We start from the raw sequence: 14,233 nt of genomic DNA on the forward strand, positions 1-14,233 counted from the left end.
AAAAACAACGAAAGTCATTGAGAGAAGTAATAAATGCTAACTGGCAAAATCCGTAACGATATCGACAAACTCTGGGAAAAATTCTGGACGGGCGGTATTACCAACCCCTTAACAGTAATTGAGCAAATCAGTTATTTAATGTTTGCGCGCATGTTGGATATGCAAGAAGAAGTAGCCGAGCGCAAAGTAGCGCGTTCGGGCAAAGAATTTGATCGTATTTTTCCCAACACTCCGGAAGGGCAGTTACTACGCTGGAAAAACTTTAAAAACTTGAGCGGTAAAGAGCTACATAAACATTTAAAAACAGAGGTGTATCCGCATTTTGCAAAGCTAGGCGCTAAAACTGAATCGGGTTTTGGTCATGTAGCGGAATACATGCAAGACGCGGATTTAGAAATTAAAAATGAGTCGGTATTAGTCAGCGCGGTTGAAATGGTAGAAGCGCTGCCGCTTACCCAAAGCGATGTAAAAGGGGATATTTACGAATATCTATTGAGCAAACTAACCACCGCTGGTATCAACGGCCAGTTCCGTACCCCAAGGCACATTATTGATGCAATGATCGAGCTCATTGCTCCGCAACCAACAGAAAGCATTTGCGACCCAGCTTGCGGCACGGCCGGTTTCCTGGCACGCACTATGGAATATCTAAGCCGCGTTTACTCCAGCTCAGAAGCAGAAGGCGGGCAGTGGAAGGATGAAGAGGGCAACATTCACTACACCGGTGACCAATTGGAACCCTATCGCACCCACATTAATAAAAATATGTTTTGGGGGTTCGATTTTGATACCACCATGCTGCGCGTATCCAGCATGAACATGGCGCTGCACGGTGTGAATGGTGCAAATATTCTTTATCAGGACAGCCTCAGTAAATCCATCAAAGAAAATTTCCCGCAACAAGAGGAAAACTTTTTTGATGTAATTCTTGCCAACCCTCCGTTTAAAGGTAGCTTAGATGAAACCAATACCAACCCGGATGTATTAGGTTTGGTAAAAACCAAAAAAACCGAACTACTATTTGTGGCGCACATTCTACGTGCGTTAAAACTCGGCGGCCGCGCCGCCGTAATCGTGCCAGATGGTGTGCTGTTTGGCTCATCCAAAGCCCACCAACAATTGCGTGAAGAACTGATCGAGCGTAACCAGTTAGAAGCGATCATTAGTTTGCCCTCTGGGGTTTTCAAGCCCTACGCTGGTGTAAGCACCGCGATAATGATTTTCACCAAAGGCGGCGAAACCGATCAAGTCTGGTTTTACGATTTAGCTGCAGACGGCTACTCGCTAGACGACAAACGCACACCCATTCAAGACAACGACCTGCCAGATTTAATTGCGCAATACGAAAAATACCGCAAAGCCCGCGAGACCGTAGGTTGGAAGAGCGCAGCGACTTCCGACAAAAACAACCCATACGCACCTTGGAGCGACAAAAAACAAAAAGCCTTTTTAGTGGATAAAGCCGCAATCGCCGAACAGAAATACGACCTCAGCATAAACCGCTACAAAGAAGTGGTTTACGAAGAGCAAAGCTACGCACCGCCCAAAGAAATTCTGAAAGAGCTGAAAAAGCTTGAGCAGGAAATTATGCAGGATCTGTTTGAGTTGGAGGCGATGCTGTGAGTTGGCCGGTAGTGAAGTTGTCTGATGTAGCTATTGTCAATCCCCGATTATCTAAAGATGCTGATGAGCACCAGCAGGTTTCGTTTGTTGCTATGGCCTCTGCTTCAGACGAAGGCTTTTTGTTGTCAGAAGAATCCCGTGTTTTGAGAGAAACAAAAAAAGGATTTACTTATTTTGATGCTGGAGATGTATTGCTGGCAAAAATTACTCCATGCTTTGAAAACGGAAAATGCCTTCGACCAAATCAAATAACTAATAAAATTGGATTCGGCTCTACTGAGTTTCATGTTTTAAGAGCTATCCCAGATAAAATAGATTGCACTTATCTTTTCTATTTGTTGTGGAATGATAAGTTTCGTAGTTTGGGTGAAGCTTCTATGTCTGGAGCGGCAGGCCAAAAGCGCGTAAGTGCAGATTTTTTACGCGACTTTGAAATCCCTCTTCCCCCATTAGAAGAACAAAAACGCATCGCCGCCATCCTCGACAAAGCCGATGCCATCCGCCGCAAACGTCAACAAGCCATAAAACTCGCCGACGATTTCCTTCGCTCTGTGTTTTTGGAGATGTTTGGTGATCCGGTGACTAATCCGAAGGGATGGGATGTTAAGAGGCTTAGTGACTTTACTTGCATTACAACAGGAAATACTCCGTCTAGAGCTGAACCGAAGTATTACGGCGATTATATTGAGTGGATTAAGTCGGATAACATCAATACTCCTAGCCATTTTCTAACAAAGGCGACGGAATACTTATCACTTGATGGATATAACGTTAGTAGAACGGTACCAGCAGGTTCTACATTGGTGACATGTATTGCGGGAAGTTTTGATTGTATTGGTAATGCAGCGTATACAGATCGGGAGGTTGCCTTTAATCAGCAAATAAATGCCCTAACCCCAAAAGATGGCATTAATAGTTGGTTTCTCTATGCCCTCATACTGCTTTCAAAAAAAGCAATTCAAGCTGCTTCGACAAACTCAATGAAAGGAATGTTAAGCAAAGGGCGGATGGAAGAGATTGAATTAATTGTTCCTGATTGCATATATCAAGAAAAATTCGGACAGATCTTTTCAAGATATTTGGCTTTAACGAAATCGTTAGAGACGACACTAGATTTTTGTGGTGATTTATTTAATTCATCAAGCAAAAGAGCATTTCAAGGGAATCTATAAGGAGGATTTATGATCGGCGAAATTATTATTAATAATGTGGCAACCTATCATTCGCTTGCATCACTCAGTGATCTTCGCCGTATCAATTATATTTTTGGTGCTAATGGCACTGGCAAAACAACCATTAGCAGAGTAATTGCTCAAGCAGAAGGGCATACTCACTGTCAGTTAGTGTGGCAGGGCGCTCTGCCATTGGATGTTATGGTGTATAACCGGGATTTTGTTGAAAGAAATTTTAACCAAAACAACCCATTACAGGGCGTTTTTACGCTTGGCGAAAACCAAGTTGAAGCTGAGCGAGAAATAGCTAACCTGCAACCTCAAATTGATAGGGCTCGTGATCAGATAGCGACGCTGAACAATCAACTCGATGGTGTTGACAGTCAATCCGGCAAGCGTAAGGAGCTTGCTGATCTTGAACCTGATCTGCGCGACAAGTGTTGGAAACAGAAGCAACTTCACGATGATTATTTTCAGGTCGCCTTTACTGGTGTCCGTGGTAGCGCTGAAAAATTTAAAGAAAAGGTTTTGGCAGAGAGAGCATCAAATACCGCTGACATATTCACATTAGAAGACCTTAAAGCAAAAGCAAAGACGGTTTTTGCAAGTGGTGTGGAAAGAGTTGCTCCACTTGTGACCCTCAATGGGGAAAATCTTGTAGCAGCGGAATCCCATGATCTACTACAAAAGGCTATAGTAGGTAATCAAGATGTAGATATCGCTGCTTTAATTAATCGCTTAGGAAATAGCGACTGGGTAAAGCAAGGTATCAAATATCATACGCAAGACCCCGAGACATGCCCTTTTTGCCAACAGCATACAGATGAAGATTTTTCTGAAAGTTTAGCCTCGTTCTTTAGTGACGCATATGACAATGACGTTAATGCTTTAAAAACATTGCAAAATGATTACAGTCGTGCGAGTAATCAAGTGCTTTCTGTTATTCAGAGTAACATTGATCTCGTAAATCCTTTCTTAAATGTTGATTTATTCAACGCTGAAGCACAAATATTGTTTGAAAGGCTAAAGCGAAATCAATTATTAATAGAGGCCAAGCTTGCCGAGCCAAGCCGAAGAGTTGAACTTGAATCCATAGTGCCATTGCTTACACAGTTACAAGCTTTAACTGTAGCTGCAAATGAAGCTACCACAGCTCATAATCAAACAGTGGCAAATATTGCGAATGAAAAACAGATATTAACATCTCAGGTATGGCGTTATGTGCTGAATGAACTCGCAGATGATTTGTCACAATATGAGCGACAAAAGACGCAGTTGAGCAGCACTATTATAGGTATGGAATCTAGCTTGCAAAGTAAGCTACAAAATGTTCGGGAATTAAATGCAAGAGTTAGAGAGTTAGAGAGACAAACCACATCGATTCAACCAACCATATCCGCGATCAATGATTTATTAGCAAGATTTGGCTTTAATTCGTTTTCAATTGGTGATGCTGATGGGGGACGTCATTATCGAATTGTCCGCAACAACGGGGATGATGCCAGTCGCTCGCTTAGTGAAGGCGAGCGAACTTTCATTACGTTTTTGTACTTCTACTACCTTATCAAGGGCGCGCAGTCCCCAGCGGGCATAACCACTAATAGAGTGGTCGTGTTCGATGATCCTATATCGTCACTTGATAGTGACATTCTTTACATAGTTAGCAGCCTTATCAAAGGTGTTATGGAAGAAGTTAGAGGACAAAATAGCCGAATAAAGCAGGTATTCATACTTACTCATAATGTTTATTTTCATAAAGAAATTTCTTACAACAGGGCAAGGCCAGATGACGCTGTCCTTAGAGAAGAAAGTTTTTGGTTAGTAAAAAAACAGCAGCAAGGCTCATATGTTGAACGATGTAACGCCAATCCTATTCGTTCAGCTTATGAACTGCTATGGGGTGATGTGAAGTCTGCAAATATCTCCAGTATGAGTCTGCAAAATACACTGCGCCGAATTTTGGAAAATTATTTCACTATGTGGGGTGGGATGACAAAAGATGACATTTGTGCGCTTTTTGATGGGCGAGACAAATTGATCTGTCAGTCTTTATTTTCCTGGGTAAATGACGGTTCACATTCAATTCACGATGATCTCTACATAAATCACGGCGAACAAACTAACGAGGCTTATCTTCGTGTCTTCCGAGATATTTTCAATAAGGCAAATCAGCTAGGGCACTACAACATGATGGCTGGTGTGAGTACGGAAACTACCGCTGATACTCCAGATGATAATCAGGCTGTTGCTTTGGTGGTTGCGTAATGAAAATAACTAAAATATCGCTAACTAATTTCCGTTCATTTAAGAGCACCCAATGTATCGAATTGGCACCAGTAACTTTGTTGTTTGGGCCTAATAGTGTTGGTAAAAGTTCGGTGTTGATGGCGCTTGCCTATGTGCAGCAGATTCTCAAAAAAGGGCACTGCAATCCCGAGAAGTTGGATGCATTTGGCGGCAAGGCTATTGGCGGTTTTCGCTCTCTTGTGCATGGGCAAGATTTAAATCGCCCTATAAAAATTCGCGTGGACTTCGAATCTGGCAGAACGCCGTTTGTACATTATGGTTCTGGTGTGGATGAGTTGGCTGATTTTATCAGCACATCCTATCCGATAATGACTGATTTTGGAGGAAGCACTCAAACGGGTAGTGTTGAGTTTGAGATTGTTTGGTCTGATCGACATCAGTACGCTTTAGTAAAAAATTATCGCGTTTGGATAAATGGGGGATATATCGGTTGCATCTCATCAAGTGAGGATCAGAGAAATACCTTTATAAATGAGTTAAACACTCAGCATCCGTTGCTCGTCCCTTACAATAATGATGAATGGCTTGAGTACACCTATGGGGCTCCAGATGAACGTGAGCCATTGGATGAAGATGAGATCCATACTGAATTTGAGCAAGCCCTAATTGGCCTCAATCCAAACCCTGCAAATACTGCTGCTGTTGCAGACATTGAAAATGCAGGTGAAACGTTTGTAAATCGAATTGCGCCTATAGCTGTACGTTGCCATAGCGGAGCTATTCCTTTATTGGGAGCCCCTGTAAAAACACATTTATCTGGCCAGGAGTTCGATGAAACTGAGGAACACTTTAAATTTCTAGTAGTTCAGCAAGTATTGAGTCAGGCTTTTGTATTGCCGCTGGACAAGCTACTAGATTACTTGGAAAACAGTGCGCTGATTGGACCATTACGGGTTGTGCCTGATAACAACTACACGCCTAATCCTCATCCAGAGCAATCGGACTGGGCAGATGGTTCCGCTGCGTGGGATTTACTTTATAGAGATCCCTCCAAAAACGAAAAGGCCAAACGGCTAATAGAGGCAACCAGCGAGTGGTTTTCAGCAGAAAATAAACTTAATGCCGGTTACCAAATTATCAATCAATCACTTGCAGATACGCTTCCTGCTGATTACATCCCGACACAAGCGCAACAGAGTGTCGTAAATAAACGACATATTTACTTCAAAGAGCTGCGCACCAATATTTTATTGTCTGCCCACCAATTGGGTACTGGTATATCCCAAGTGCTCCCCGTGGTGGTGGCTGCAAACTCAGATGATCTTGGTCTCGTCAGTGTTGAGCAACCAGAGCTGCATATTCACCCTCGTTTTCAGGTTGAATTGGCGGATGTTTTTCTACAGTCAATGAATAAGCATTCATTTCTAATAGAAACACACAGCGAGCATCTTGTTCTACGACTGCTACGACGAATACGAGAAGGTAATTGTGATAACGGTGCTTTAGGTGTTGGCGACATAAGTATTGTTTATCTATCGCCAACATCTGAAGGCGTAACATCCCACCGATTACTCATTACCCCGGACGGCGACTTTGAGGCCGATTGGCCTCATGGCTTTTTTGATGAGCGAGATAGGGAGCTATTTTAATGTACAAGGAGGTTTCATTTGATCCGTCATGTATGGGCAGCATGGAGTACTACGGTTTGCTCAAGCAGCACTTTGGGCATGATCATGGTCGCTACATCTCGGCAGACGTGAAAGCATGGGCAAAAGAGGCTATGCAGTATGTAAAGCAATCCGCGTTGCAGCCTGTTAAGCAGAAGTCAATAAAGAATTATCTAAACAAGCTCGTCATATCACGTAATCATGATGAATTTCACTTGGCTTCTGACCGTCGAGGAATAGATCACGACATATGGATAAATTGGCATAACCTACAAATCAGCGTGAGGCCATTTTCCTTTGCGGTATCTGAATCACAAGCAATAAATTGCATTGGTATCGACCATATCAACGATGGTTGTGATGTTTGGAATTTAAGCAGATCTATTTCTGTTGATAGAAACGCAGTGGCTATCATAGATGCCCTTATGCCTTTAATTGAAATTAGTAACACGATAACTATTATTGATCAGTTCTTTAGGCTTACAAAAAACGACACTATTTCCCAACTTTTTACGCGTCTTGAAAATTCGCAAATTACATCCATTCGTGTTGTCACATCAATGGATTCGCCTAACGCATTGCAGATTTATACCAGAGAATACCAGCCCGAAAATGTAAAAGGCATTTCTCTTTCCTGGATTAAAGCTCCTGATAAATTTTTCCATGATCGATATTTTATAACAGATGTTGGTGCTGTTAGATCAGGTCACGGTTTTATGCCCGAGGTGCAAAAGGGTATTCATGCTGACAAGGCAAACCTAAACATTATAGGAAAGGAAGAGGCTGGCAGAACATTGAGCGACTTAGATGCTTTGTTTGAACGTCAGCAGGCTGTCGAGATTTTCAGGATTTGAGTTGCGAATTTTAGAAAAAGTAGTCTTGGGCTTAATAGGGCAGGTAGATTGAGTTTTGCTTGAGTGACCAACTTTGCTGTGAGGCAATTTATAATTTTTAGGGGTGTATGAAATGGATGACCTGGACAACGGCTCAGAAAATATTGATGTCATCGAACCAACAATCAATATTGAGGCCACGCTCGCAAAACGCTTAAATCTTGCCGATTTTATTAATGCGGTGCCCGTCATCCGTGAGCTTGCGATTGCCAACGATACCGAACGCGATGCCAAAGAGTTGGATTTGGTTATCTCGGCGGAACCTCCTTTTCTGAAAAGTAAATTGTGGCGAGTGGATGCGGTGGCTGCCGGTCAGCGTATGCGCATTAAGGATTGCGACATTACGCTTGATGGTCAGCTATTAGGCCGCCTCACTGAAGCTGAAAATGCGCTCGTTACACTGCGCTTACAAACGCGAGAGGCCGAACCCGTTTTATTAGTTGAGCATTCCAGTGTCTTGGAGCTTCTGCCTCGCAACCAATGGGGTGGCTTAACATCCTTGCCAGATATGGTGGCAGCATTTGTTCAACCCAACGACCCTGCGATTGATAAATTACTGAAACAAGCTGCAGGATTGTTGCGCACGAGTGGCAAAGAGGCAGCCATCAATGGTTATGGATCAGGTACCAAGCACGCGTGGGAAATTACATCCGCTATCTGGAGCGCAGTAGGTGCGCTCGGCCTGGATTATGTACTGCCACCGGCAAGCTTTGAAAACCTGGGCCAAAAAGTAAGAAGCCCCAGCCAAATCGTTGATTGTGGTATTGGTACCTGCCTCGATTTAGCCTTGTTGTTTGCTGCGCTCCTGGAGCAAGCAGGGTTGAACCCACTATTGGTATTTACGCAAGGTCACGCGTTTGTCGGCGTGTGGCTGAAGAGCGAAGAATTTACGACGTCCGTTGTTGATGACATAACCGCGTTGCGCAAGCGAGTGAAGCTTAAGGAAATGGTGTTGTTTGAAGCAACACTGACCACGCAAAGATCGTCCCCCAAGTTTAGCTACGCTGCCGAGCGTGGTTTCGAGCAGATCGCAGAGAGTGAAGAGCACGAGTTTGAGTTGGCTGTTGATATTCGTCGCGCGCGCTTACAACGAATTAAACCCTTGTCGAGTAGTGAAGCTATTGCGAATTCAGCTGCAGCAGAAATATCTGTTGTCGCTGTGCCAATCTTAGAGGATGCACCAGAATTACCAGAAGAAATTGGGCAGACTGATACAAACACTATGCCGGAAACACCTGAAGGCCGGTTGGTGCGGTGGCAGCGCAAATTACTTGATTTATCTCTGCGAAACAATTTGTTGAGTTTCAAGGGCGGCAAAAAGTCACTTCAACTTGATGCGCCCGAGCCAGGGCAGTTGGAAGATTTGCTCGCGGAGGGCCATGCGTTAAAGCTGTTGCCTCGCCCCGATTTAATGGATGGAAATGACCCACGTAACCAAGCTATTCATCAGGCGCGTGAACAGGAAAATGTTCGGCGTGAACATGCGCTGGATGCGCTTGCACGTAAAGAGATATTTATTAAATGCCCGCCGAACGAACTTGATACACGTCTCGTTGAATTATATCGGTCGGCGCGTGCTAGCTTGATTGAGAACGGTGCGAATACGCTCTATTTAGCGCTGGGTTTTCTCTCCTGGACGCGCAGTCAAGACGATCCCAAGCGTTACAAAGCTCCGTTAATTTTATTACCCGTATCATTGGAGCGCCGCAGTGCACGCTCTGGCTTTAGCTTAAAGCTTCATGACGATGAAGCGCGCTTCAATCCAACCTTGATTGAAATGCTGCGCCAGGATTTTCATCTTGACTTGAAAATCCCGGAAGGCGAATTACCCAAAGATGATCATGGCCTTGATGTTGCGGGAATCTGGCGGACAGTTGCTTCAGCTATTCGTGATATTGCTGGGTGGGAGGTGGTGGATGATGTCTATATCGCCATGTTTTCCTTCGCGAAACATTTAATGTGGAAGGATCTGGTAGAGCGCACTGAGCAATTAAAACAAAATGCTGTGGTGCGTCACCTGATAGAAACACCGCGTGAGCCTTTTGCCAGCGAAATCAATTTTTTGAATCCGCGCACGCTCGACGATGAGGTAACTCCGCAGGACACATTTTGTCCGTTACCGGCAGATTCCTCTCAACTTGCTGCAGTGATGGCTGCTGCAAAAGGTAAAGATTTTGTTTTAATCGGGCCGCCTGGTACTGGCAAAAGCCAGACTATTGCGAACCTGATCGCACAGTGTTTGGCTGAACGCAAACGCGTTTTGTTCGTGTCGGAAAAAATGGCCGCGTTAGATGTCGTCTATAGACGTATGCGAGCGATTGGCTTGGGCGATTTTTGTTTGGAGTTGCATTCAAGCAAAGCGCGTAAAACAGAAGTATTAGAACAATTACGTAAATCCTGGGATGCACAAGGTGAATGTGATCCGGATGAATGGAAGCGTGAGGCGGTGAGGCTAGGGCAGATACGTTCTTCCCTCAATAACTATGTAACCAGGCTGCATCGACGCCACCTTAACGGTTTAAGTGTATTCGCCGCTATTGGACAAGTGGTTTCAGGCAAAGATTTTCCTGATCTGCATTTTCAGTGGCCTAGTAGTAATGAGCACAACGCTGAAGATTTAGCGCAACTCAGGGAATTGGCGGAACGACTCGATGTTAATGCGCAAAATGTTGGCGAAGATCAGTTCATCCATGGCCCGTTACGCGCTATCACGAATACGGAGTGGACTCCGAGTTGGCAAGCAAAAGTCACTGAAACTACAGCTGCAGTGATCAAAAGTTCTGAGCACTTGTTGTCGCTGGGTGGCGATTACATTCGAGCGCTTGGCTTCCCGGTGCTGCAATTAAATCGCACTACACGTAATGCATTGGCTGTGTTGGCACGCACGCTGCCGCAAGCCTATGGGCATGATTGGCGTTTTGTTCTTCGCCCAGATGCAAAATCGATAGTTGAATCCTTGCAAGCTGGCCTTGATTTTATTTCCCGTCATAAGCAAAACAAATCTGCATTAGCGTCGCCGTGGGCGTTAACGGTAGTGGACCATGTCACTGAGGGTGTGCAATTGCTACGGCAATCACGCCAATTAAAAGCTGAGCTGTCGCCTCCTTGGTCAACCGAGTCACGCGGTCGCTTTATCGCAGCGATTGGCAAGCTACGTGAGCGCAATAAGGTTATCAGTGAACTTTCACTTAAGTACCGTGCAGAACTGTTCGATATCGATGCAGTCACATTGCAGCAAGAATGGTCAGTTGTTGAAAAATCGGTGTGGCCATTAGGTTGGATTCGTCGGCGTGCGCTCATTAAAAAACTGAAATCCTATTCTGATGACGAAGGGGCTCCTAATCTCGCCCAAGATATCGAGCGGCTCGTCAAAATCCATGTGTTGAAAAACGAAGTTATAGCCACGCCAAAGTTTCATACCACTGCTGACGACATTTGGAGTCAATTGCTCACTGATCTGGAGGCTGCCGAAGCGGCTATTGAGTTTCAGCGCTGGCTTTCATCTGCTGCCGCAGGCGATGTGACAACACTTGAGGGCGCACTGGATCTTGTCGCCGCCGGGCGCTGTGGGCAGGGCATCAAAACAGATTATGTGCGCATAAAAGATCTACAGACAATCAATGCCCGCTTGCTGGAGCTTGCCTATTTAGGCGAGGCAACCGATGGTGTGTGGCAAGGGTATTCGACAGATTTGGAAGCCATTGAGACTGCGCAGAAATTGCAGGTTGTTATTCGCGCCGTGGTGAATGAGCAGCCTTGGCAGTTGGAGCCATCATCGATCATTGACGCTGGTGGGTGCGGATCTATCGCGCAGGAAAATGTTAAGAAGTTACGTGAAATGTTGCGGTTAGAGACAGAGATTCACAGCCTAAGGCCCCTCGCTGAAAAGACAGCAGGCTTGTGGTCCGGGTTATCGAGCAATACTGCCGAGTTACAGGAGACAATCAAATTTCACAATTCAATGGCTGCAGTTCTTACCAAAATAGCGACAACCACAGATCTGTTAATTGCTATCAGAGCCCCTATCGAACGCTTGTTGGGTGAAGGTAATTTATTACTCGAATCATCTGGCTCTGTCGCTTCTTTGGGGCAAGGGTTTATCGCGGGATGGACGCATTATCAAAATGCTTTTAGTGAGTTTGCAAAAGAAGCTTTGCGCAATTCAGAAGCTGAAGCTACGCACAACGACCTTGCGCCGGATGAGCTTGCTGAGATTTGTCGCAACATTATTCAATCTGCCCCGAAACTGAAAAATTGGTGCGCTTGGAATAAAGCGCGCGTAGCTGCAGTCGGCGCCGGTTTGGTTTCTCTTGTTGGAGGAATTGAAAAGCGGAGCGTACCTGTAAATTCAGTCCGCAAGGTTTTTGAGGTGAATTACTGCCGGTGGTGGTTGAATGCGGTGGTCGATAACGATGAGATACTTTTAAATTTCGTTTCTATCGAGCATGAAAAGAGAATTCGCGACTTCAAAGAGCTGGATAAACATTTCACAACGTTGACTCGCTCATGGGTGCGCGCACAACTATGCGCCGAACTACCCGCGCAAGATAGTGTCAGTAAAAATTCCGAGTGGGGTTTATTGCGTTATGAAATGCAGAAAAAATCCAAGCATCTGCCCCTGCGGGATTTAATGGGGCGATCACCTACAGCCATCACAACCTTATCACCCTGTCTGTTGATGAGCCCCTTATCCGTTGCGCAATATCTTTCACCGGAAGTTGCCAATTTCGATATCGTCATTTTCGATGAGGCTTCACAGATTCCTGTTTGGGATGCGGTGGGAGCTATAGCAAGGGCCAAGCAAGTCGTGATGGTAGGTGACCCTAAACAATTGCCTCCCACGAGCTTTTTTGATCGAGCTGAAACGGATAGTGAGGACACTGATGTTGAAGCCGATCTTGAAAGTATTCTTGACGAATGTATTGGAGCCAATCTGCCAACGTTAAATCTGTCTTGGCACTACCGCAGCCAGCATGAAAGCCTGATCGCGTTTTCAAACCATCGTTACTATGAAGGACGTTTGGTTACATTTCCTTCGCCATATATCGAAGACAAGGCAGTTAGTTTTCATCACGTATCGAATGGAACCTATGAGAAAGGTGGTGCGAGAACCAACAAGGCTGAGGCTAAGGCACTGGTGGATGATCTGGTTGGTAAGCTTAACTCACCAGAATGCCGGGATAAGGGTTTAACCATAGGCGTAGTGACATTTAACGCTGAGCAACAGCGCTTGATTGAAGACCTTCTTGACGAAGAGCGTCGCAAAAACCCGGTACTGGAACGCTACTTTGCTGATACTGAGTTAGAACCTGTATTCGTAAAAAATCTTGAAAGCGTTCAAGGTGATGAACGGGACATTATGTATTTTTCATTGACCTATGGGCCGAGTATTTCCCGTGCGGTATCAATGAATTTCGGTCCCCTCAATAGGCAAGGTGGAGAACGCCGCTTGAACGTGGCCATTACCCGAGCTCGTCACGAGCTGCGTGTGTTTTCGAGTTTGCGTGCCGAGCAATTGGACTTGTCGCGCACCCAGGCTGAAGGTGTTCGCGATCTTAAGCATTTTATGGAGTTTGCTGAGCGGGGCGCGCAGGCACTTGGCGAAGCCGTATTTGGTAGCCAAGGTGATTTCGATAGCCCCTTCGAAGAAGCAGTTTCCAGAGCGCTGACGAATAAAGGCTGGCGACTGCAATCGCAAATAGGTGTGTCTGCATTTCGTGTCGATTTGGGTGTGGTTGATCCAGATGCGCCGGGTAGTTATTTGGCTGGAATCGAATGCGACGGTGCAACCTATCATAGATCTGCGACCGCTCGTGACCGCGATATGATTCGCGAACAGATGCTGCGTGGATTGGGCTGGAATATCTTACGTATTTGGTCAACCGATTGGTGGGTTGACGCAGATACAGTGGTGGAAAAAATTCATAACCAACTTACTGTACTGCTAGAAACATGTCGAGCCGAACGATTGCTCCAATCAAATGTTGTCTCGTTGCAAGCTAAACGGGAAGAGAAGGTCGAGCAAGACAATAAACTCCCTAAGGCAGAGGAAAATCCGCCAGCGAAACAGGTTCTGTATGCGAAAGCGGATACGATCACTTCTCCTTACAGATCTGGTTTTTATGTTGAAGTTGATTTCAATGAGGCGAATTTTTCGGTAAACCCTGATGCATTTTTTGAGGAAACTTACGCCCCAACGTTGTTATCAATGATCGAGTTCGTTGTAAGCAGTGAAGCGCCTCTACGAGATGATGTGCTTGCACGACGCATTGCGCGTGCACATGGATGGATGAGAACCGGTGCTCGAATTCAAGACCGCGTGAATCAACTAGTCCGTGATCGTTATCATCTTGCCAAAGAAGATGAGTTTACATTTATATGGAAAGATTCATCTGACCTTCAAACTGTTAAATTTAGAGCCCCCGTATTTGGCGAAAGCCGCGCTGTTGAAGAGGTCGCAATTCCGGAGTTAATCGCTTTAGCGCGCGAAATATTTGCGAGTGGCACGCAGCAAAAACCAGATGGCATGTCTGTAATGGCATCTAAGCTGGGGCTTCAGCGATTGAGAACTTCGAGTCGTGATCGATTGGCAAGGGCATGGGACTTAGCCGTCAGAAGTGCGGTTTAATAT

Annotated in this window: 6 protein-coding genes; all 6 read left to right on the plus strand. The window is 45.2% G+C overall.

What is annotated here, in order from left to right:
- Positions 1 to 33 precede the first annotated feature (33 nt).
- The 6 genes from NNX04_RS02905 to NNX04_RS02930 all read left to right on the plus strand — a co-directional run bounded on the left by NNX04_RS02905 (position 34) and on the right by NNX04_RS02930 (position 14,230).
- Positions 34 to 1,623 (plus strand): type I restriction-modification system subunit M, encoded by a 1,590-nt coding sequence (locus NNX04_RS02905; RefSeq protein ID WP_261947443.1) that lies wholly within the window; start codon positions 34 to 36, stop codon positions 1,621 to 1,623.
- Positions 1,620 to 2,795: a restriction endonuclease subunit S gene (locus tag NNX04_RS02910; protein WP_261947444.1), complete on the plus strand. Its 1,176-nt coding sequence runs from the start codon at positions 1,620 to 1,622 to the stop codon at positions 2,793 to 2,795. Before NNX04_RS02905 ends, NNX04_RS02910 begins: the two co-directional genes overlap by 4 nt.
- A 9-nt stretch (positions 2,796 to 2,804) precedes the next feature.
- Positions 2,805 to 5,060: an AAA family ATPase gene (locus NNX04_RS02915; protein ID WP_261947445.1), complete on the plus strand. Its 2,256-nt coding sequence runs from the start codon at positions 2,805 to 2,807 to the stop codon at positions 5,058 to 5,060.
- Entirely contained in the window at positions 5,060 to 6,691 is a 1,632-nt protein-coding gene (locus tag NNX04_RS02920; protein WP_261947446.1) for an AAA family ATPase, read from the plus strand. Before NNX04_RS02915 ends, NNX04_RS02920 begins: the two co-directional genes overlap by 1 nt.
- Positions 6,691 to 7,563 carry a hypothetical protein gene (locus NNX04_RS02925; RefSeq protein ID WP_261947447.1) on the plus strand — a complete coding sequence of 291 codons (873 nt, stop codon included), beginning with the start codon at positions 6,691 to 6,693 and terminating at the stop codon, positions 7,561 to 7,563. Before NNX04_RS02920 ends, NNX04_RS02925 begins: the two co-directional genes overlap by 1 nt.
- Before the next feature lie 112 nt (positions 7,564 to 7,675).
- A complete protein-coding gene (locus NNX04_RS02930; protein ID WP_261947448.1) occupies positions 7,676 to 14,230 on the plus strand; it encodes a DUF3320 domain-containing protein in 6,555 nt (2,184 codons plus the stop codon).
- The last annotated feature ends 3 nt before the right edge of the window (positions 14,231 to 14,233 follow it).

Origin of the sequence: Cellvibrio sp. QJXJ, from assembly GCF_024452345.1 — a bacterium.
Classification (GTDB): Bacteria; Pseudomonadota; Gammaproteobacteria; order Pseudomonadales; family Cellvibrionaceae; genus Cellvibrio.